General features: G+C 57.7%; 18 protein-coding genes and 1 other annotated feature. Of the genes, 9 read left to right on the forward strand and 9 right to left on the reverse strand.

Features of this window, described 5'->3' with window-relative positions:
- Positions 1 to 12: 12 nt before the first annotated feature.
- Both QZL71_RS02670 and QZL71_RS02675 read right to left on the reverse strand, forming a co-directional pair.
- Complete coding sequence (locus QZL71_RS02670) at positions 13 to 696, reverse strand: F0F1 ATP synthase subunit A (protein ID WP_291014986.1); 684 nt, start codon at positions 694 to 696, stop codon at positions 13 to 15.
- A 504-nt stretch (positions 697 to 1,200) separates the two neighbouring features.
- Positions 1,201 to 1,665 carry a DUF2798 domain-containing protein gene (locus tag QZL71_RS02675; RefSeq protein WP_294647639.1) on the reverse strand — a complete coding sequence of 155 codons (465 nt, stop codon included), beginning with the start codon at positions 1,663 to 1,665 and terminating at the stop codon, positions 1,201 to 1,203.
- Positions 1,666 to 2,832: 1,167 nt separating this feature from the next.
- On the opposite strand from QZL71_RS02675, the gene QZL71_RS02680 reads away from it, so the two are divergent.
- The 8 genes from QZL71_RS02680 to QZL71_RS02715 all read left to right on the forward strand — a co-directional run bounded on the left by QZL71_RS02680 (position 2,833) and on the right by QZL71_RS02715 (position 8,540).
- Entirely contained in the window at positions 2,833 to 3,150 is a 318-nt protein-coding gene (locus QZL71_RS02680) for a hypothetical protein (RefSeq protein ID WP_294647641.1), read from the forward strand.
- A 19-nt stretch (positions 3,151 to 3,169) separates the two neighbouring features.
- Positions 3,170 to 3,481 carry a hypothetical protein gene (locus QZL71_RS02685; protein ID WP_223389121.1) on the forward strand — a complete coding sequence of 104 codons (312 nt, stop codon included), beginning with the start codon at positions 3,170 to 3,172 and terminating at the stop codon, positions 3,479 to 3,481.
- Between the two features lie 9 nt (positions 3,482 to 3,490).
- On the forward strand, positions 3,491 to 3,712 hold the full coding sequence (locus QZL71_RS02690; protein WP_294647643.1) for a hypothetical protein: 222 nt from the start codon (positions 3,491 to 3,493) through the stop codon (positions 3,710 to 3,712).
- Positions 3,713 to 3,786: 74 nt separating this feature from the next.
- Positions 3,787 to 4,089, forward strand: a complete 303-nt coding sequence (locus QZL71_RS02695; RefSeq protein WP_294647645.1) for a Dabb family protein — start codon at positions 3,787 to 3,789, stop codon at positions 4,087 to 4,089.
- Between the two features lie 45 nt (positions 4,090 to 4,134).
- Positions 4,135 to 4,376: a binding site (T-box leader), on the forward strand.
- A 69-nt stretch (positions 4,377 to 4,445) separates the two neighbouring features.
- Positions 4,446 to 6,443 carry a methionine--tRNA ligase gene (metG, locus tag QZL71_RS02700; protein ID WP_294647647.1) on the forward strand — a complete coding sequence of 666 codons (1,998 nt, stop codon included), beginning with the start codon at positions 4,446 to 4,448 and terminating at the stop codon, positions 6,441 to 6,443.
- 3 nt (positions 6,444 to 6,446) lie between these two features.
- Entirely contained in the window at positions 6,447 to 7,406 is a 960-nt protein-coding gene (locus tag QZL71_RS02705; protein WP_294647649.1) for a DMT family transporter, read from the forward strand.
- Positions 7,403 to 8,218 (forward strand): TatD family hydrolase, encoded by an 816-nt coding sequence (locus QZL71_RS02710; RefSeq protein WP_294647651.1) that lies wholly within the window; start codon positions 7,403 to 7,405, stop codon positions 8,216 to 8,218. The genes QZL71_RS02705 and QZL71_RS02710 overlap by 4 nt, the downstream gene beginning before the upstream one ends.
- An 88-nt stretch (positions 8,219 to 8,306) precedes the next feature.
- On the forward strand, positions 8,307 to 8,540 hold the full coding sequence (locus tag QZL71_RS02715; RefSeq protein ID WP_005944505.1) for a hypothetical protein: 234 nt from the start codon (positions 8,307 to 8,309) through the stop codon (positions 8,538 to 8,540).
- A 148-nt stretch (positions 8,541 to 8,688) separates the two neighbouring features.
- Here the strand turns inward: QZL71_RS02715 and QZL71_RS02720 are convergent, their stop codons facing one another.
- The 4 genes from QZL71_RS02720 to QZL71_RS02735 all read right to left on the reverse strand — a co-directional run bounded on the left by QZL71_RS02720 (position 8,689) and on the right by QZL71_RS02735 (position 14,753).
- Positions 8,689 to 9,501, reverse strand: a complete 813-nt coding sequence (locus QZL71_RS02720) for an ATP-binding cassette domain-containing protein (RefSeq protein WP_165852618.1) — start codon at positions 9,499 to 9,501, stop codon at positions 8,689 to 8,691.
- Between the two features lie 7 nt (positions 9,502 to 9,508).
- Positions 9,509 to 10,450, reverse strand: a complete 942-nt coding sequence (locus tag QZL71_RS02725; protein ID WP_294647653.1) for an ABC transporter permease — start codon at positions 10,448 to 10,450, stop codon at positions 9,509 to 9,511.
- 371 nt (positions 10,451 to 10,821) lie between these two features.
- Positions 10,822 to 11,919: an ABC transporter substrate-binding protein gene (locus tag QZL71_RS02730; RefSeq protein ID WP_097781564.1), complete on the reverse strand. Its 1,098-nt coding sequence runs from the start codon at positions 11,917 to 11,919 to the stop codon at positions 10,822 to 10,824.
- A 446-nt stretch (positions 11,920 to 12,365) separates the two neighbouring features.
- The gene (locus QZL71_RS02735) at positions 12,366 to 14,753 is read right to left on the reverse strand and encodes a YfhO family protein (protein WP_294647655.1); all 2,388 of its coding nucleotides are present in this window, start codon (positions 14,751 to 14,753) and stop codon (positions 12,366 to 12,368) included.
- Positions 14,754 to 14,884: 131 nt separating this feature from the next.
- Here QZL71_RS02735 and yfbR point away from each other — a divergent pair, with 131 nt between their 5' ends.
- Positions 14,885 to 15,475, forward strand: a complete 591-nt coding sequence (gene yfbR, locus QZL71_RS02740) for a 5'-deoxynucleotidase (protein WP_005944511.1) — start codon at positions 14,885 to 14,887, stop codon at positions 15,473 to 15,475.
- An 8-nt stretch (positions 15,476 to 15,483) separates the two neighbouring features.
- Here yfbR and dusB read toward each other — a convergent pair whose 3' ends face one another.
- The 3 genes from dusB to QZL71_RS02755 all read right to left on the reverse strand — a co-directional run bounded on the left by dusB (position 15,484) and on the right by QZL71_RS02755 (position 19,067).
- The gene (gene dusB / locus QZL71_RS02745; RefSeq protein WP_044954051.1) at positions 15,484 to 16,503 is read right to left on the reverse strand and encodes a tRNA dihydrouridine synthase DusB; all 1,020 of its coding nucleotides are present in this window, start codon (positions 16,501 to 16,503) and stop codon (positions 15,484 to 15,486) included.
- A 239-nt stretch (positions 16,504 to 16,742) separates the two neighbouring features.
- A complete protein-coding gene (gene argS, locus QZL71_RS02750) occupies positions 16,743 to 18,557 on the reverse strand; it encodes an arginine--tRNA ligase (RefSeq protein ID WP_294647656.1) in 1,815 nt (604 codons plus the stop codon).
- A gap of 33 nt (positions 18,558 to 18,590) precedes the next feature.
- Positions 18,591 to 19,067 (reverse strand): DUF1934 domain-containing protein, encoded by a 477-nt coding sequence (locus QZL71_RS02755; RefSeq protein ID WP_097775187.1) that lies wholly within the window; start codon positions 19,065 to 19,067, stop codon positions 18,591 to 18,593.
- Positions 19,068 to 19,078 lie beyond the last annotated feature (11 nt).

A 19,078-nucleotide genomic window follows, 5' to 3' on the forward strand; every position in this document is an offset into this window, starting at 1 on the left:
AATATCAATGGATCAGTCTTCTCCGCCCATGGTCTCTTTCATGAACAGCGAAGTCAGGAACACGAACACGTAGGTCTGGATCAGACCGTCGAACAGGTCAAAATACAGGCTGAACACCGCCGGGACGAACACAGGCACCACGAGCTTGATCAGCTCCATGATGACGAATGCACCCAGCACGTTGCCGAACAGTCGCATGCACAGGCTGGTGGGGCGGATGGCGACCTCGAGGATGTTCATAGGGGTCATGACCGGCGTGGGGGCAGCCAGACTCTTGAGGAAGCCCACGCCGCCGCGTGCCCGGATGCCGGCACCCTCGATCAGGACGATGCTCATCAGCGCCAGCGCTGCGGTCACATCCAGATCCTTTGTGGGGGGCTTGACGCCGAACACGCCGATCAGGTTGCTGAAGGCGATGTAGATGGCCACGGTCATCAGGTAAGGCACATAGCGCCTGCCCTTTTCGCCCAGCAGACCTTCAAAGAAATTGGTGCCTGCGAGGTAGGCCATTTCCAGCACGGCCTGACGCTTGCTGATGTGGTCCACCTTCAGGTTTCTGGTAAGCAGGATCGAGCCGATGGTGACGATGGCCAGGATCACCCAGCTGATGACCACGGATTCCGGGATCTGCAGCGGGCCGACCTTGACGTATTCGACGGTCAGCTCTTCCATCAATGCTTTGGTCAGATTATTCAATTGTTTTTCCTCCTTCCTGAAGAATAGGGTTCCGGGGGTAAGACCGCCGCACCGCCCCGGCGGCGCAGCGTCCTTCTTATCGCTCGAAGAAAAGGCGCAGCTTTGTGAAAAAAGTAAGGAAGGCGTTCGGCTTTGTCCGGTCACACCCTCCCTCCTGCACGGATCACTTCGTCTTTTTTCGTTGTGTATGATAGTACGATTGACGAAAATTGGCAAGTGGCTTTGTGCACATTCTACATTTTAGGTGGTTCTACTGCATTGATATATAAAAAAAGTTGTGCATCTTGTCCAACAAAACGCTCTTCACATGTACTTTTTCCACAAATTTCTTAGCCAATTCTTAGGTTTCAATGGCTTTTTCAGGGCATTCCGGGAAATATTTCCATCAAAAATGCCCCATTGTACATGCTTTATATGCCCGATATATAAAATTCGTATAGGCGCCTCGTCCGTTATTCCATCCCGTTCTATACATATTTATTATCGTTCCATATCCGGGAGCTATCAGTCCGTCTGCTTTTCGCCCCGGCGGAACATCAGCCGGAAGATGGCACGGGTAAGCGGGCCGCAGTACAGCAGCTGCCAGCACAGGGCCATGGGCATATTGCAGCCCCAGGTATGCACCCAGGTGCCAAAGCTTGGTTCTTTAAACAGCACCGTTGCGATCAGGCTCATCACCGGGCACATGATGCACACGATCATCAGCGAGATGGCATAGGTGATGAACTGCGGACGATCTGTGGGCCGCATGAATATAAACGCCAATCGGGTGGCCAGTTTCTCCACCACGAAAAATTCCAGCACGCAGGCAATGGGAACCATGATCGGCATCTCGTGCAGAGCCATAACAAAGGTGGCATTGGTGACACCGCCTGTGTTCAGCGCCACATTGTAAACGATCATGCCATAGACCATAATTGCAGCCATGACAATGGTAAAGAAGATACGTTCCGGTAAAGTTTTAGGCATTTTGATTGTGTCTCCATTTCTTTTATGTGTAAATTTTTGCCGCAAAAAAGCCGCCCCGCGAAACTTTCATCTCGCGGGGCGGCGGCGACTACCATTCATTGGCGCTATTTTAGCACAAACAAATCCATCACATAATACCCTGCCGACATTTTCTCCCGTTTTGCGCAAAATCCTCCACAAACGGCCCGGAACTTCTGGGCAGCTTTGCTGTTGACTTCCTCGGCAGCCCTCCCTGCAGGGAACAGAGTTCCTCTCCAAAGGGTATGATCGTCCGGACATACCGCACAGAAAGCGGCATTTTGTACGTTCCATCTGCCATTTTTCAAGAACTGCACAATTTTATGTTTTTATCCTTGTGTATTCTGCGAATAGACAAATCAATCAGGAATATGTATAATAAAGCCAGAAACCAGAGAAGTACAGCAGAAGCTCAAGAGAGAGCTAATCCCGCTGACTTGAAGCAGAAAGGAGCGAGACCGATGGTCGATATGGAACCCGCACAGCAGGGACAGGCTGTCGGGATTCGCTGAGAAGCAAAACAGAGGCTCACCACAAACGGGATGTTTCCCCCGTATAAAAACACAACAAAAATGAGCCAGTCTTGAGCATCAAAAATGCGATTATACGACAACCTGTCGATAAACTTAACCCCCAGTGATTCAAATAGATCCGCCGGAGATGATTCCTATGAAGGTATCTTTTGTACGGAGAACATTATTTGAATAGCAAAAAAGGAGTTCTACCAATGTACTAAGTAGTTTGCCCCTGGCGAATCTAACTCGAAAGAATGTGGTAATATGAAATTCATCTTTAGAATCTCGGTGCCGCACTCCATCAGTTAAGAGAAGGGTCAATCCAATGTACTAAGTAATCAGTCCCCTTGAAATAGATTCTCAGTTTCCAGTAGTTTCTAAGGAGAGTCACCCTATGAAACGTTTACTCCGAAAATGAGGAACCCCAAGGAGAAGAGGCTTATGACTCCGAAGAAGTAAGTATCCAGCCGGACGAGGGCTTGCAACCGCCTCGTCCGGCTGGTTTTATTTTGTGCTGTTTTCACCAACAGTCAACGTCCGATTTGTGCAAATTTTACGCTGCGCGGTTGAATACCGTCCTTTGTTTTTGCACTTTTCTGTGGTATACTGTGGAAAAAGATGGGAGGTGCATTTCATGGAGTCGTTCGTTTCGGTTTCCACTCTGTTCAACCTTGTGCTGACCGTTATCTGGTTCATCTCCGGCATTCGGGATCTTCAAGGCAAAGACCCGTTCCTCGATCTGCCGTTCAACCAGTATCACCGTGACCCGGAGTACCGCGCCTTCTGGCAGAAAAAGAACGGCGTGTTTTACATGCTCAACAGTATCGCCTTTCTGATCTTAGCCTTCACACCTGTCACATCGCTGATTTACCGTATCATCTTCGGCATCGCCATCGTGGGAGACCTTCTTTATCTTGTCGCTTACGAAAGCTGGAACCATAGTGCGGATTGACAGCCGGAAAGGGGCCACCATGAATTTGAATCTTTCGGACTGGGATTGGCTGAACGCCGCGCTGGGTGTGCTGTTTTTGTACCGCGGCATCCGGGATCTGTACAATGGCACCGGCACCGGATGGAGCAGTGAGGACGAAAAGAAGCACTTCCGCAAATTTTACGGCATTGCTTCGATCCTTTGCGGTGCACTCTATCTGGTCAACACCTTTCTTCCCAGGGTCGAGCCGCTGCACTCCATTTTGATGGTGGCGGCGCTCGTGTTGTGCGCTGCCCTGCTGATCTCGTATCTGTGCTATACTCTGAGCAGGGACGACAAAACCAAAAAGTGAGGGGTTGCTATGGAAGTCATCTTATCGATCTTAGCCGCCCTTTTCGGCATCGGGTTCGGCATTTTTATGGCGCTGCAGCCGGAGGATGCCATTGCCCTGCATGACCGTGGGCGGTATACGCAGGCACCTGAGCCCACGGAAGAGTACATCAAATTGACCCGGCTGGAGGGCATCGGACTTTCGGTGCTCTGTGCCGTGCTTCTGGTGGTGTTGCTGTTCGCACCCCAATAATACTTTGCAGCTTTCCTCTTGCGTTCGTTTTCTCATCCTGCTACAATGAGAAAAAACGCAGGAGGTATTTTATTATGGTCAAGCATGTGATCCTGTGGCAGCTGAAGGACGAGCTGTCCGATGCCGAAAAAGCCGCCGTCAAGGCAGGCATCAAGGAGGGGCTGGAAGGTCTGGCAGGCAAGGTCCCGGGCCTTGTGGAAGTGCATGTCAACATCAACGGTCTCCCCTCTTCCACTGCCGACCTGATGCTGGACACCACCTTTGAAAGCGCCGAGGCCCTCAAGGGCTACTCCGTCCATCCCGCCCATGTGGCTGTGGCCGACAGCAAGGTGCGGCCCTACACCAAGGCACGGTTCTGTCTGGATTACGAGATTTAATGTTGACAAACCCACCGTTTTTGCGTATTATAGACATAACAATGTAAATTGGCTGTGAAGAGAAGAGTACGCACCGTCTGCGCCTGACAGAAAGCCCGAAGGATGGAACCGGGCAGGCCGCGCGATGCCGAAGATGGTCTCGGAGCTGCGCAGGTGAAAATTGAGCCTGCGACGGGTGCGCCCGTTACCGCGCTGCGCCGTGCTTTTTGGCCCGGCAAAAGGCTGCGCCCGCAAGGGTGCGGCGAAGCAAGGTGGTACCACGAAAGTTTCAGGCTCTCGTCCTTGTCCGGCTCAGTCCGGCAGGATGAGGGCTTTTTTCGTCCCCCGCCAAATCAGGAAAGGAAGAGTATCAACCTATGAGTGAGCACAAGACATTCTACATCACCACTCCCATCTACTACCCCAGCGACAAACTGCACATCGGCCACAGCTATACCACTGTCGCCTGCGACGCACTGGCACGCTTCAAGCGGATGCAGGGCTATGACGTCATGTTCCTGACCGGCACCGACGAGCACGGCCAGAAGATTCAGGATAAGGCCGCCGACGCCGGTGTGACCCCCAAGGAATACGTGGACAAGATCGTAGCCACCGTCAAGGATCTGTGGAAGCTGCTGGACGTCAGCTACGACCGCTTCATCCGCACCACCGACGACTACCACATGGAGTCCTGCCAGAAAATTTTCACCAAGCTGTATGAGCAGGGCGACATCTACAAGGGCGAGTACATCGGCCACTACTGCAAGCCCTGCGAGAGCTTCTGGACTGACAGCCAGCTGGTGGACGGAAAGTGCCCGGACTGCGGCCGCGAAGTGTACGACGCACACGAGGAAGCCTACTTCTTCAAGACCAGCAAGTATGCTGACCGCCTGCTGAAGCTCTACGAGGAGAACCCCCAGTTCATCCAGCCCGAGAGCCGCAAGAACGAGATGATCGCCTTCATCAAGCAGGGCCTGCAGGATACCTGCGTGTCCCGCACCTCCGTGAAGTGGGGCATCCCCGTGCCCTTCGACCCCAAGCACACCATGTATGTGTGGGTGGACGCCCTGAGCAACTATATCTCCGCGCTGGGCTACGGCAACGAAAAATATCACGACTATGACAAGTTCTGGCCTGCCGACTTGCACATGGTGGGCAAGGAGATCCTGCGCTTCCACACCATTCTGTGGCCTGCCATGCTGATGGCACTGGATCTGCCCCTGCCCAAGCGGGTGTTCGGCCACGGCTGGCTGCTGATGAACGGCGGCAAGATGTCCAAGTCCGTGGGCAATGTGGTGGACCCCGTGATCCTGTGCGACCGCTACGGCGTGGATGCCATCCGCTACTTCCTGCTGCGTGAGATTCCCTTCGGCAACGATGGCATGTTCACCAACGAAGCCCTGATCACCCGCATCAACAGCGATCTGGCGAACGATTTGGGCAACCTGCTCAGCCGCACCGTCGCCATGTGCGAGAAGTACTTCGGCGGCACCGTGCACAATGTGGCCGGTACCGAAGCCATCGACACCGAGCTGGAGACCATGGTCAACGAGCTGACCGCCAAGGTCACGGCCGACATGGACAGCCTGACCATCCCGCAGGCCCTGATGGAGATCTTTGCGGTCATCCAGCGCGCCAACAAGTACATCGACGAGACCGCTCCCTGGGCGCTGGCCAAGGACGAGGCCAACAAGCCGCGTCTGGAGAGCGTGCTGTACCACCTGTGCGAGGCACTGCGCGTGTGCGGCATCCTGCTGAACGCATACCTGCCCACCACCGCGCCCAAGATGATGGAACAGCTGGGTCTGGACGCATCTGCTCTGGACCTGACCAAGACCACCTACGGCGCACAGGAGACCTACACCGTGCACAAGGGCGAGGCACTGTTCCCCCGCATCGATGTGGCAAAGGAAATTGCCCACCTGAAGGAAGAGGACGAGAAACGCAAGGCCGCTGCCGAAGCTGCCAACAAGGCCAAGGCCGAAGCAGAGAAGAAGGCTGCCGCCCCCGCCGAGGAGAGCACCGTGGACTTTACCCACGAGGAAGAGATCGACTTTGACACCTTCTGCAAGGTGGAGCTGCGCGTGGCCGAGGTGCGCGCCTGCGAGAACCTGAAGGAGAGCAAGAAGCTGCTGCACCTGACCGTGTTCGACGGCGAGCGGGAGCGCTGCATCCTTTCCGGCATTGCAAAGTGGTTCAAGCCGGAAGACCTGATCGGTAAGAAGATCGGCATTGTGTGCAATCTGGCTCCCCGCCCGATGATGAAGGGCAAGTACGTCAGCGAGGGCATGATCTTTGCTGCTGATACCGCCGACGGCGGCTGCTCCATCGCTTTCTACGGCGACGACACCCCCGTAGGCAGCCGCATCCACTGAGCCATGGAAACTGTAAAGCTTTCCCGTGCCGAAAGGCTGGATAAAATTTTCGGCACGTCAGTGTTTGCCGTGCTGCTGGCCATTTTCTGCAATGTACTGTGGGGTTCGGCGTTCCCGTTCATCAAGCTGGGCTACCGGCTGTTCTCCATTGAGACCAGCAACACCGCCTCCATCTTCTGCTTTGCCGGTGTGCGGTTCATGCTGGGCAGCTTTCTGGTGCTTCTGGGCAGTGTTCTGTTGCAGAGCCGCCTGCCCAAGTTTCCCCGCGGCAAAGTGGCAGCGGAGTGCTGTGCTCTGGGCCTGTGGCAGACCACGATCCAGTACGCATTCTATTACATCGCTGTTGCCATGCTCACGGGTGCCTTTGGCGGCATCCTGAACAGCACCCAGAGCTTTCTGGGCGTGATCTTTGCCCATTTCATCTACGGCAACGCCGACCGCATGACCCCTGCCAAAACGCTGGGCTGTGTCATCGGCTTTGCAGGCGTGCTCATCGGCACGCTGGGAAACCACGGCAGCGGCAGCGGCTGGGGCGTGTTCTGCATGATGGCCGCTACCATCATCTTTACCCTGTCCGGCCCATGGAACAAATCCGTGACCAAAAAAGCAGACAGCTTTGCCGTCTGCTTCATCAACCTGTTCGTGGGCGGTCTGGCACTGTTCGTGCTGGGCACTGTGCTGGGCGGCAGTCTCCATGTGCAGAGCGCACTGGCGGTGGTGGTCATGCTGTATCTGGCCTTCATCTGCGGGGCAGGCTATGTGCTGTGGGCCCTGCTGATGAAGAACAACCCGGTCAGCCGCATTGCCATCTTTGGCTTCGTGAACCCGGTGGTCAACGTGCTGCTGAGCGCCGTGCTCAACGGCGAACCGCTGTTCCGCTGGCAGTATCTGGCGGCGCTGGTGTTCGTGTGTGTGGGCATCTGGCTGGTGAACAAGGCCCCCGCCAAAAAGGAGGGCAAATGACCGGCCCCATTTTTGACACCCACGCGCACTACAGCGCCCGCGCCTTTGACACCGACCGCTATCCCCTGCTGGACAGCCTGCCCGGCAAGGGTGTGGTGGGCGTGTGTGAACAGGCCACCCACTCCGGGGATGCACCCAAAGTGCTGGAGCTGGCGCACCGCTACCCGTGGGTGGTGGCAGCTGTTGGCATCCACCCGGAAAGCCTGCTGCCCGCCGCCGACTGCGGCGAGGAAGGCCCGGCTCCTACGGTCTCGGTGTACGGCGGCGACTGGGCCGCCGAGATGCGTGCCCTGATGCCCTATTATGCCGACCCCAAGGTGGTGGCAGTGGGGGAGTGCGGGCTGGACTACCACTGGCCTGTGCCCAAGGATGCCCAGCTGGCCATGTTTGAGGCACACATCCGGCTGGCGCTGGAACTGGACAAGCCCATCATCGTGCACGACCGCAACGCCCATGCCGACGTTTACGCCCTGCTCAAAAAATACCAGCCCAAGGGCATCGTCCACTGCTATTCCGGCAGTGCCGATGACGCGGTGTGGCTGGCAAAGCAGGGACTGTTCATCGGTTTTGGCGGGGCGTGTACCTTCAAGGGTGCCAAGCGAGCGGCAAAAGCCATCAGCGCCCTGCCGCTGGAAAGCATCGTGCTGGAGACCGACTGCCCCTACATGGCACCGGAGCCGGTGCGCGGCACCCGCTGTGACAGCTCCCTCATCCGCTATGTGGGCGAGTATATCGCCCAGCTGCGGGGCATCTCTGCCGAAGAGGTGTTCCGCACCACAGCCGAAAATGCCCGCCGGGTATACGGGCTGTGATTCGTTTTTCGCAAGTTGCACAGGTTTTTCTCTGTGCTTCTGTATAAATCAACAATCAAAATCCAAACTGTTATAAGGAGAACCTACCATGAAAGCACGTATTCCTAAGCACCGCGAGTTCATCATCAACTTCCCCGACAGCATCGACCAGAACAAGGCCAACGAGGGCTGGGCAAAGCTGCAGCAGATCGTTGAGGACTACAAGAAGGCCCACAATGGCGCTTCTGTCTACGCCCCCACCTTCATCGAGGACTGCGAGGCCGAGGTGAAGAAGCTGCAGGAAGAGTACGGCTTCGAGTACACGGTCGAATACGTTCAGTAATTTCTGATATTTAAAATCCCCTCTGTGCATCTGCGCAGGGGGGATTTGCTGTTTCAGGGGGAACCGCTTTTTCCCTGCGGTGTGCTCCTGCAAAAATACAGCCCCGGCAGACTGCATGGTCTGTCGGGGCTGTGCTTTCCTGTCCGGGTCACTTTTCCACTTTACTCAGCAGGATGCGGTCGTTATCCAGATTCTTGCCTGCGTTCTCGCGGAACTTTTCAAGCAGGTCGTCCACGGTCATCCGGCTGCGCTCCTCGCCCTTCACGTCAAAGACGATGCGGCCGGAATCCATCATCAGGGTGCGGTTGCCCAGCTCCAATGCCTGATGCATGTTGTGGGTGACCATCAGGCAGGTGATCTTCTTTTCAGCCACGATGCTCTTGGTCAGCTCCAGTACCTTTTCGGCGGTGGCGGGGTCCAGTGCGGCGGTGTGCTCGTCCAGCAGCAGCAGCTTGGGGGTGACCAGCGTTGCCATGAGCAGGGTCAGCGCCTGCCGCTGGCCGCCGGAAAGCAGTCCCACCGGCTGTTTCATGCGGTCCTCAAGGCCCATATCCAGCAGCGCCAGCTTTTCGCGGAACACTTCCTTGTCCTTGCGGGAGATGCGGGAGAAGATGGCGTGGGGCGCGGTGCCGGCACGCAGATAGGCCAGTGCAAGGTTTTCCTCAATGGTCATGTTGGGTGCGGTGCCCTTGAGCGGGTCCTGAAACAGGTGGCCGATGACCTTGCTGCGCTGGTGCTCCGGCGCAAAGGTGATATCCTGTCCGCCCAGCAGGATGCTGCCCTCATCCGCGATGAAGCCGCCGGTGATGGCGTTGAACAGGGTGGATTTGCCCGCGCCGTTGGAGCCCACGATGGTGGCAAAGTCCCCGGCTTCCATGTGCAGGCTGACACCGTTCAGGGCCACTTTTTCATTGACCGTGCCGGGGTTGAAAGTCTTGTGCAGATCGTTCAGCTGAAGCATTTCCATCTTACTTTCCCTCCTTGCCGGTAGTCACGCGGCGGCAGGCCCCATGCTTGCGCTGCTCAAAGGCGATTTTTTCCTTGATGGCCGGCATCGAAATGGCGATGGCCACGATGATGGCGGACACCAGCTTCATGGCGGCGGCAGGCACATTGAAGCGCAGGGCCACAGCCACGATAAAACGGTACAGGCAGCTACCGAACACCACGCCGATGATCCGGCGCAGCATGGTGCGCTTGCCAAGCAATGTCTCGCCGATGATGAGGGAAGCCAGTGCGATGGTCACCATGCCGGTGCCCACATTGATATCGCAGCTCTTCTGATACTGCGCCAGCAGTCCGCCGGAGAGGGCGCACAATGCGCCGGAAATGCACAGGCCCACCGTAATGGTGAAAGCCGGGTTAATGCTGGAAGCACGCACCATAGCAGCGTTGTCACCGGTGGCGCGGATGGACAGGCCCAGCCGGGTGCCCAGAAAGCCCAGCATCGCCGCACCGGCAAGCAGGATCATGGCCAGCGCGATGGCCAGCTTATACCAGCCGCCAAGGAAGCTCAGCGAGCCCTTTGCCAGCGAGAAAACAGTGTCGGTCTTGACCAGCGACATGGTGGAGGAAAAGCCCATCACGGCCAGATTGATGGTGTAAAGGCCGGTGTTGACGATGATGCCTGCCATGATGCTCTCCACGCCAAGGCGGGTCTGCAGAAAAGCCGTAACAAAGCCGGAGCACACACCTGCCGCCATGGCTGCGAACAGGGCCAGAATGGGGTGGCCGGTCAGTGCTACCTGACAGGCCACGGCGCAGCCCAGCGTGAAGCAGCCGTCAGTGGAAAGGTCTGCGATGTTCAGGATGGAATAGCTCAGGAACAGTGCCAGCGCCACCAGGGCATAAATACAGCCCAGTTCCAGCGCCGTCTGTAGGACGTTGAGCGAAAAGATACTCGCCAGCATGTGTGTGCTCCTTTTATGTTTCTTTTTGATTGGACGATTTAAAATGGCCTCCGCTTTTGCTCTGGCCATATTCAGCGGAATTGGGTTTTTATTCGGGATTCAGAAAAGCCTGCGGGCTTTTCTGAATCCCCTTTTCACGAGTAGGGTCGTGACGGAAAACGGCATTTGCAGCGCCGCTTTCTGCGAAAGCGCGGCGCTGTGGGCGGCGTCCTCGCCCTCTCAGGCGCTTACGCGCCAGCTCTCCCAAAGGGAGAGCCTCTGGCAAAGCTGCACACTTTGCAATTGAATCGAAAACTTTTCCTAAAGCCGCCAAAAGCTCCCCCTTCGGGGGAGCTGGCAAAACCGTCAGGTTTTGACTGAGAGGGTACTTTTTAAGAGAAGTTCTCTGCAGTGGTCACTTCCACGATCTCGGTACAGTAGGGCTTGAAGGCCTCCTTCACGGTGTCGAGGTCAAGGCCCAGCGCTTCGCATGTCTCGGTGTTGATGGTGACGATACCGTTATCAAAGGTCTGGTAGGGCAGGTCTGCAGTGGTCTTGCCCTCGCACAGCAGCTCTGCCACCATATCGGCAGTGGCTTCGCCCAGCTGGACGTAATCCACGCCGTAGCCCACGAACGCACCGTTCAGTGCAAAGCTGTCAGCACCGGTGTAGTGCTGCACGCCTGCCTCGGTAAAGGTCTCGTAGATGGACAGCTCTGCGGTCATCACGGTGTTGTCGGTGGGGGTGAACACGGCCTTGACGCCGGAAGCGATCAGGGCTTCGGCCGCCATCTGCACCTCGGCGGTGGTGGTGCCGTTCTTCTCAATGTACTTGATGCCGTTGGCATCACAGAAAGCCTTTGCATCGGCAATGGCCTGGGTGGAGGCATCCTGACTCAGGTCGTACAGCAGGCCGATGGTGTCAATGTCCGGGTTGACAGCGGTGATTAGGTTCATGATGGCCTCGGTGTTCAGTGCGTCGGAGGTTCCGGTGATGTTCTCCTCGCCGTCAAAGCCTGCAGCGGCGGGGTCGGTGACAGCAGAGTAGACAACGGGAATATCGGTATCCTCCACAGCGGCCAGCATGGTTGCGGCGGTGGGGGTAGCCACAGCCACGATCACATCCACGCCGTCCCCTACGAGGTCGGCACCGATCTGGTTCAGGTTGGACTGGTCAGCCTGTGCATTTGCGTAGTAGTCGGCGTAGTCGAAGGTAACGCCCTTCTCTGCCCCCAGCTCATCCAGACGGCTCTCCACAGATTCCACGATCTGGTTGAGGGAAGCATGATCCACATAGTTGACGATGCCCACCTTGAAGGTCTGGCCGCCCTCGGCTGCTGCGGAAGCGGCAGCGGAAGAAGCAGTGGAAGATGCAGCCACGGTGCTGGAAGCGGAGCCGCCGCAGCCGGTGAATGCCAGTGCAGAAACGGCGGAAGCAGCCATAGCGGCCTTGAGGAAGCTGCGGCGGGAGATCATGGTAACGTTTTTCATAACAGTAAACTCCTTTCCCGGAGCGGGCGGCAAAAGTAAAAGACCCGCTCCCCTTGCGGGACGGGTCTTACAAATAAAAACGACCCTGTCCCTGTGTGTTATCCACAAGGACAGGATCGGTAAAGTTCGATTCTGCGGTGCCACCTTGCTTGCCCTGCTTTGCAAACTGCAGAGCCTCTCACGGAGAGCCAACACTCCCCTGTCCTGTAACGGAGACTTCCGTCCAAAGCTACTAAGGCTTGCTGCCCATTTGCCCGGCCCTCGGCGGCCCACGAAGCTCTGCCCCGCTCTCGCCCGTTTTCACTGTCCGGGCTCACTGAAGATGCGCTGTGCAGGTTCTCTTCCGCCTCATCGGTTTGATTGCATTATACACTTTATTGGCATAAAGTCAAGAGGAAATTTCAAAAATTTCTTTTTTCTACAGCACAAAGTCATTCTTCCGTGCATCAGGCCCGCTTTGTGCGGCGCTTGCGCCAGACGAAGTACGCCGTGTACGCCAGCCATACCACAATGCCGCCCAAGGTCAGCGGGCGGCTCAGCCGGATGCCGTCGGGCTGGTAGACAAAATCGATGCTGTTTTCACCTGCCGGGCACAGCACAGCCATCAATCCCTCGTCCACCTCCACAATGTCGGCCTCCTGCCCGTTGACATAGGCTGTAAAGCCGTCATCGTAAGGCACGGAGAAGAACACGAGGTTCTCTTTTTCCAGCGTGATCTCGGCGTGGAAGCCCGAATTGTTCATCTGGAACACACTGGCAGCCGTGGCACGGCGCTCGCGGCAGTCCTGCACGTAGGACTCATAGTACAGCTCCTCCCGTCTGCCTTCCGGCAGATGGGTGAGGTACTTGCCGTAGACTGCAGCATCCTCGTCGGTAAGCACCAGTGCACGCATCAGGAGGTTTGCGCGGGTGGCCTTGGCTGTTTCTTCGTACTCGGTCTGGGTGAGGTAATAGTCATAGGCAAAGCCCATGGGCACGTAGTTCGTGTTGCGGTAGACCGCATAGCCGTCCTTTGCAAAGGCATATTCCCAGCCGTCGTCGGCTTCGTTTTCAAAGTCGGTCTGCTTTTCCGGCGTGGTGATAAGGTACTCCACACTCAAAAGGCCCCGCAGTGCATAATTGGAAAGCTCCGGCTCACTGCGCACATCCCGCTTGACCCCCAGCGCCGGGTAGAAGCTGAGGATGCTGGGGGCTGCCGTGCTGCCAAAATACTGCAGGCAGCTCTTATCCAGCCACATGCCGATGTTGTCGTGGATCTTGTACGTATCCACGCGGTAATCGCCTTCGGGCAGGTCGTTTTTCAACAGCAGGGCGCTTGTGTCCTGCTTCACAAGGTCGCTGTCGGTATACCACTGGCCGAACTTGCCAATGCCGATGTGCACCACGCTGAACAGGAAGGCAAACGCCAGCACTGCCGCCGTCATGCGCTGGGCAAAGCGGCTGTCGCCCCGCCACTTCTGGCAGAGATAGCGGTACAGCAGCAGGCCCAGCAGGCCAAAGCCCAGCACCGCACAGTACTGACCGGGGTTCTTGAGCACGCCGAACGACCAGCTGCCGGTGTCGCTGTCCTGCACCGGCACCACCGCAAAGGCCACCGTGGCGATCATCAGCCAGCTGATGCCGCGGGCCGGGCTGTCCAGATCGGTGTTGTGGTCTTCCAGCGCGTTCACGGTCATTGCGGCCAGCACCAGCACCGGCATATAGTACCAGCGCGCATAGTAGCTGGAATTGAGGGCGTAGAACGCACTGTTCAGGATGGGCACCAGTGCGAACACGGCGCAGGTGCCCACGATGCGCTTTTTACTGTCGCCGCGCTTTGCTTTCCAGTAGGCCACGGCACCGGCCAGACTGCACAGCGGCAGATAGGCCGACATGCTGGTCCACTTGATCACGCCCTCCGACCAGATGGATGTGAGGTAGGGAGAATCCGGCGGCATGATCCAGCTGACGAGAATTGCAAGGTACTGCTGCACCTTGCTGTAGGTCAGAAAGCCCCAGCCGGAGGAAAGATCGATGGTGCGCGGGTTCTGCAAAATGGAGAGCACCGCAGGCACCAGCAGGATGCTGCCCATGGCAGCGCCCAGCAGGCTTTCAAAGGCCAGCAGCCCGAACTTTTTTGCAGTGAGACGGAAGTCCCTTGTGCTGAGCTTGCAGATGAAGTAGATGGCCAGAAATACCACCTGACCGATGAAGAAGAAGTAGTTGTTGACAAGGTTCACCGCCACCCAGAACGCAAACCAGCTGCGGCGGTCGTTGTAAAGGGCCTCGTCCAGCGACCACAGCAGATACGGGAACAGCGCCACCACATCTACAAAGTGGTTGAAGAACACATTGTATACCGTAAAGCCGGAGAAGGTATACAGACAGGCTCCCAGCACGGCGTAGTCGATATTTTTGACGTAGCGGCGCAGATACAGGTACGCACCGCCGCCCGCCACGGCAAACTTGAGCACCAGCAGCGGCACCATGAGGTAGGGCAGCCACCCCTGCGGGAAGAGCAGCGAGAACCAGAAGAACGGCGAGCCGTACAGGTAGAACGAATAGGCGTTCATCACGCCGCTGCCAAGGTCGGTGGCCCATGAGAAGGTATTGTGCACCGAGGTGAACGCACTGTCCGGGTAGCCTGCGCCCTTGATAAAGCCGTTCATATAGCGGTAAAAGCTGATCTGCTGGCTGTTGAAATCGCCTGCATAGTGGAAAAAGCCGCCGTCGATGATATAAAACGGCAGAAAGAACAGGGCCGCCGTGAGGGCACACAGGCCCACCGTCAGCCAGAATTTATCCTTTTTTTGTCCCAGCAGCTGCGGCTGCCGGGCAGTACCAGACCGCTCCATGGTTTCCTCTTTTCTCTGCCAAAGCGGCAGAAAGTTGGTTTATTTTAGTATAGCACGAACACTGCACAGAAAAAAGGGCTTGACAACGCTCTGCCAGACAGGTATGTTGGAGAAAAAAGGAGGAAGCTGCCATGCTGTACCCGTTCAGTGCCCTGCTGGCGCGCATGAAATACATTACCCGCTGGAGCCTGATGCACTCCACCCGGGCCGAATCTCTCAGCGAGCACACCTGCGATACCGCCCTGCTGGCCCACATGCTTTGCCTGATCGCACGGCGGTACACCGGCACGCCCTGCCGCCCCAAAACGGTAGCAGTGGCGGCGCTGTACCACGACGCGCCGGAGATCATTACCGGCGACATGCCCACACCGGTCAAGTACAGCAGCCCCACCCTGCGGGATGCCTACAAGGCGTTGGAAACTGAGAGCGTGCGCTGCATGACCGGCCTTCTGCCGGACGAGTTGAGCGAAGAGCTGTCCCCGTTCATCTCCGGGGAACTGCTCACCGCCGAGGAAAAGCGCCTGCTGAAGGCCGCCGACCGGCTGAGCGCCCTCATCAAATGCACGGAGGAGCAGCGCAGCGGCAACCACGAGTTTGACGCGGCGCTGGCCCAGCAGAAAGCGGCCCTGCAGGCCATGCACTGCCCGGAAGCCGACTGGTTCATAGAGCACTGTCTGCCCTGTTACACCCAGAATCTGGATGAGCTGACCCGGCAGCAGTAATATTCCCCTTACGGAAACGGCACCTCGCGCACGTCGTCCGGGTCGATGCCCGCTTTGCGCTGTTCTTCAAAAACAGCATCGATCAGCTCGTCCAGATCTTCCAGATGGGTCAGGGTGCAGCAGTAGCGGCGCAGATTGGCCGCACCTTTCAGCCCCTTCATATAGTGCATGGTCTGAGAGCGGGCCTGCGGCATGGCGACGAACTCGCCCTTCTGCTCCACCATCTCCTCCACCTGACGGCGCAGCGCATTCATGCGGGCCTGCAGGTTGGGTGCCTTGGGTGCGGGCAGGCCTTCAATGGCGGCGTTCACCCGCTCAAAGAGCCACGGGTCGCCCAGCGCGCCCCGGGCGATCATCACGCCGTCACAGCCGGTGGCCTGCATCATCTCCACCGCATCCTCTGCCGAGTGGATGTCGCCGTTGCCCAGCACCGGCACTCTGACGGCATCCTTCACCCGGGCAATGATCTCCGGGTCGATGCCGGGGGTGTACATCTGCTCCCGGGTACGGGCGTGCACCGCAATGAGGGCTGCGCCGGCCTGCTCACAGGCCTTGGCACACTCCACTGCAGTGATGTGGTCGGCATCCCAGCCCTTGCGCATTTTCACGGTGACAGGCCGTTTTGTATTTGCCACAACCTGCTCCACGATGCGCCCGCAGCGGTCCGGGTCCAGCATCAGCTTGCTGCCTGCGCCGCCGGAAACGATCTTGGGGGCCGGGCAGCCCATGTTGATATCCACAAAGTCGAACTCGTACTGTTCGATGGCGGCGGTGGCTTCGCCCATGATCTCGGGCACTTCGCCAAAGATCTGCACGCCATAGGGTGCACCGTTGGGTTCGGCCTTGAGCAGGCTCACCGTCTTGTGGTCGCCGTACACCAGCGCCCGGCTGGACACCATTTCGCTCACAGTAAAGCCTGCACCGTGCTGGGCCATCAGGCGGCGGCAGGGTGCATCCGTAAAGCCCGCCATCGGGCCGAACACCGCCCGGTGCGGCAGGATGATATTGCCGATTTTCAAAGGTTCCATTGGTTGTTCCTCGCTGTTATCGAAAAAAGCTCCCCCGCAGGGGAGCCAGATTTTTGGGGTACGAACCCTCTCAGTCACGGCTTGCGCCGTGCCAGCTCCCCCGAAAGGGGGAGCCTTTTCATCTGCCCGAAACAGGCTTCTTGCGGGTGAAGAAATCGTTTATCTTCATAGCGCATAAAGCTCGCCCTTCGGGAGAGCTGGCAAAACCGTAAGGTTTTGACTGAGAGGGTTTTTGCATGTTACATCTTCTCCGGCACGTTGATCTTGAACATGGTCAGCACGTTGAAGATGGCATTCTTCACGCCGATGCACAGAGCCAGACGTGCCTGCTGCACAGCGGGGTCTGCACCCTGAATGCGGCAGCTGCCGTAGAAGCGGTGGAAGGCGCTGGCCAGATCAATGACAAAGCGGTTGATGCGGCTGGGGTCGTACTTCTCGGCCGCCATGACGATCTCCTGCGGGAAGGCTGCCAGCATCCGGATCAGATCCATCTCGGAAGGCTCGGTGAGCAGGGTGGCATCCACCTTCTCGGCACCGGCAAACTGCACGCCCTCGCTCTCCATCTTTTTCAGGATGGAGCAGATGCGGGCATGGGCATACTGCACATAGTACACGGGGTTATCGTTATCGGTCTTGACAGCCTGATCGAGGTCAAAATCGATGCCGCTGCCTGCGTCGTGCATATTGAACAGGAAGCGTGCGCTGTCGATGGGCACCTCTTCCAGCAGGTCGGTCAGGGTGATGGCATTGCCTGTGCGCTTGGACATCCGCACAGGCTGGCCGTCGCGCATCAGGTTGACCATCTGCATCAGCACAACGTCCAGATCTTCGCCGTTCAGGCCGATGGCATCCATGGCACCCTTCATGCGGGCCACATGGCCGTGATGGTCTGCACCCCAGACATCGATGGCCTTGGCAAAGCCACGGGTGGCCAGCTTGTTGTAGTGGTAGGCGATATCGGCGGCAAAGTAGGTGGGGATGCCGTTGGCACGGACGAGCACTTCGTCCTTGGCTTCCTCCTCGGTTCCGTCCTCGGTCTTTTTCTTGTTCACCGTGCCGTACTTGGCAGCGTACTGGGCGCTGCGGTACATGATGGCACCGTCCTCTGCCTTATAGCATGCGCCCAGCTCCAGCAGCTTATCCACCACGGCCTTCACCGCGCCGGACTCATGCAGGGTGCTCTCATGGAACCACACATCGTAGTCGATGCGGTACTTGCCCAGATCGCGCTTGAGGGCAGCAATGTTCTTGGGCAGAGCGTAGGCCACCAGTGCGTCCTTCAGGGCGGCAAAGGCCTCGCTCTCGAACAGAGTCTCCTCGTCCATCCCCTTGCAAGCGGCAACGTACTTGTCGCCGTTCAGCTCGGCAAACTCACCGGCCAGCACCTTGATGTCGCCGCCCTGATAGCACTCGGCGGGCAGCGGATAGGCTTCCTCGCCGCAGTACTTCTGCAGGTAGCGCACGGCAAGGCTCTTGCCGAACTTCTGGATCTGGTTGCCGGCATCGTTGATATAGAACTCGCGGGTCACATCATAGCCGGACCAGTCCAGCACAGCGGACAGACAGTCGCCCAGAGCGCCGCCGCGGGCGTTGCCCATGTGCATGGGGCCGGTGGGGTTGGCGGAAACGAATTCCACATTGTACTTGGCGCCCTTTCCGTGATCGGTGCGGCCATACTCCTTGTTGGAGCAGGCACTCAGCACCACACTGGCCCAGAAGGACGGAGCCAAAAACAGGTTGATGAAGCCGGGGCCAGCCACTTCCACCTTGGCAAACACACTGTTCTCAATGGAGGGCAGATGTGCCAGCAGCGCATCCGCGATCATCTTGGGAGCCTTGCGCCAGCTGCGTGCACCGGCCATGGCGATGTTGGAGGCGATATCGCCGTTCTTGGTATCGGCGGGGATCTCCACGATGAAGGCGGGCAGCTCAGCTTCCGGCAGAGCACCATCGGCCATGGCGGCCTTGGCGGCAGCGGTCAGCAGAGCGCGTGCCTCGTCCAGCGCAGCCTGACGGGGGTTATAGTTCTGGTAGATCTTTTCAAATTCAGTCATTGGTCTGGTTCCTTTCACAGTCTGGGAAATATCTCAGTTTACGTGGGTCACGGTCACTTCAAGGCGGTTGCGGCTCACAAGCTCGGCGCTGTTGGCATCCAGCAGGTAGCCGAACTTTGCGGTGCCGCCCTTCTCGGTCAGGCCGCACTCGATCTCGTCGGCGGTCACGCCCAGCGTCATAGAGCCGTAGCCTGTCTCGTAGTGGCAGAGGTTGCGCTTGCCTTTTTCGATCAGCAGCTGGGTGCCGGCCCCGCCGCCCTTGCCAAACCGCAGCATCGCCACGCGGCTTCCGTCGGCGGCAATTTTCAGGGTGGTGGTGCAGCCCTCGTAGCCGGTGGTCTCGGTCTCTTTATAGGTAATGTAGTAGCTGCCGCCCTTCTGCACGAACTGGCCGCGGGTCATCAGCTCCACAAACTCTTCCTTTTCTTCCTGCTCCACAGGCTCTTTCACATGCTGCTCAATGCGGCTCTTGATGCGGATGATATAATCTTCCTTCAGCGGTTTGCTCACGTTTTTCTGTC

The organism is uncultured Faecalibacterium sp. (genome assembly GCF_900066275.1).
GTDB lineage: Bacteria > Bacillota > Clostridia > Oscillospirales > Ruminococcaceae > Faecalibacterium > Faecalibacterium taiwanense.

What these genes read in the sequence shown, in the direction of transcription:
- yfbR (WP_005944511.1), top strand. Translation starts at nt 14,885, where the DNA reads ATGCTGTACCCGTTCAGTGCCCTGCTGGCGCGCATGAAATACATTACC.
- QZL71_RS02730 (WP_097781564.1), bottom strand. Translation starts at nt 11,919, where the DNA reads ATGAAAAACGTTACCATGATCTCCCGCCGCAGCTTCCTCAAGGCCGCT.
- QZL71_RS02710 (WP_294647651.1), top strand. Translation starts at nt 7,403, where the DNA reads ATGACCGGCCCCATTTTTGACACCCACGCGCACTACAGCGCCCGCGCC.
- QZL71_RS02735 (WP_294647655.1), bottom strand. Translation starts at nt 14,753, where the DNA reads ATGGAGCGGTCTGGTACTGCCCGGCAGCCGCAGCTGCTGGGACAAAAA.
- metG (WP_294647647.1), top strand. Translation starts at nt 4,446, where the DNA reads ATGAGTGAGCACAAGACATTCTACATCACCACTCCCATCTACTACCCC.
- QZL71_RS02720 (WP_165852618.1), bottom strand. Translation starts at nt 9,501, where the DNA reads ATGCTTCAGCTGAACGATCTGCACAAGACTTTCAACCCCGGCACGGTC.
- QZL71_RS02695 (WP_294647645.1), top strand. Translation starts at nt 3,787, where the DNA reads ATGGTCAAGCATGTGATCCTGTGGCAGCTGAAGGACGAGCTGTCCGAT.
- QZL71_RS02675 (WP_294647639.1), bottom strand. Translation starts at nt 1,665, where the DNA reads ATGCCTAAAACTTTACCGGAACGTATCTTCTTTACCATTGTCATGGCT.
- argS (WP_294647656.1), bottom strand. Translation starts at nt 18,557, where the DNA reads ATGACTGAATTTGAAAAGATCTACCAGAACTATAACCCCCGTCAGGCT.
- QZL71_RS02680 (WP_294647641.1), top strand. Translation starts at nt 2,833, where the DNA reads ATGGAGTCGTTCGTTTCGGTTTCCACTCTGTTCAACCTTGTGCTGACC.
- QZL71_RS02705 (WP_294647649.1), top strand. Translation starts at nt 6,447, where the DNA reads ATGGAAACTGTAAAGCTTTCCCGTGCCGAAAGGCTGGATAAAATTTTC.
- QZL71_RS02725 (WP_294647653.1), bottom strand. Translation starts at nt 10,450, where the DNA reads ATGCTGGCGAGTATCTTTTCGCTCAACGTCCTACAGACGGCGCTGGAA.
- QZL71_RS02690 (WP_294647643.1), top strand. Translation starts at nt 3,491, where the DNA reads ATGGAAGTCATCTTATCGATCTTAGCCGCCCTTTTCGGCATCGGGTTC.
- QZL71_RS02715 (WP_005944505.1), top strand. Translation starts at nt 8,307, where the DNA reads ATGAAAGCACGTATTCCTAAGCACCGCGAGTTCATCATCAACTTCCCC.
- QZL71_RS02685 (WP_223389121.1), top strand. Translation starts at nt 3,170, where the DNA reads ATGAATTTGAATCTTTCGGACTGGGATTGGCTGAACGCCGCGCTGGGT.
- dusB (WP_044954051.1), bottom strand. Translation starts at nt 16,503, where the DNA reads ATGGAACCTTTGAAAATCGGCAATATCATCCTGCCGCACCGGGCGGTG.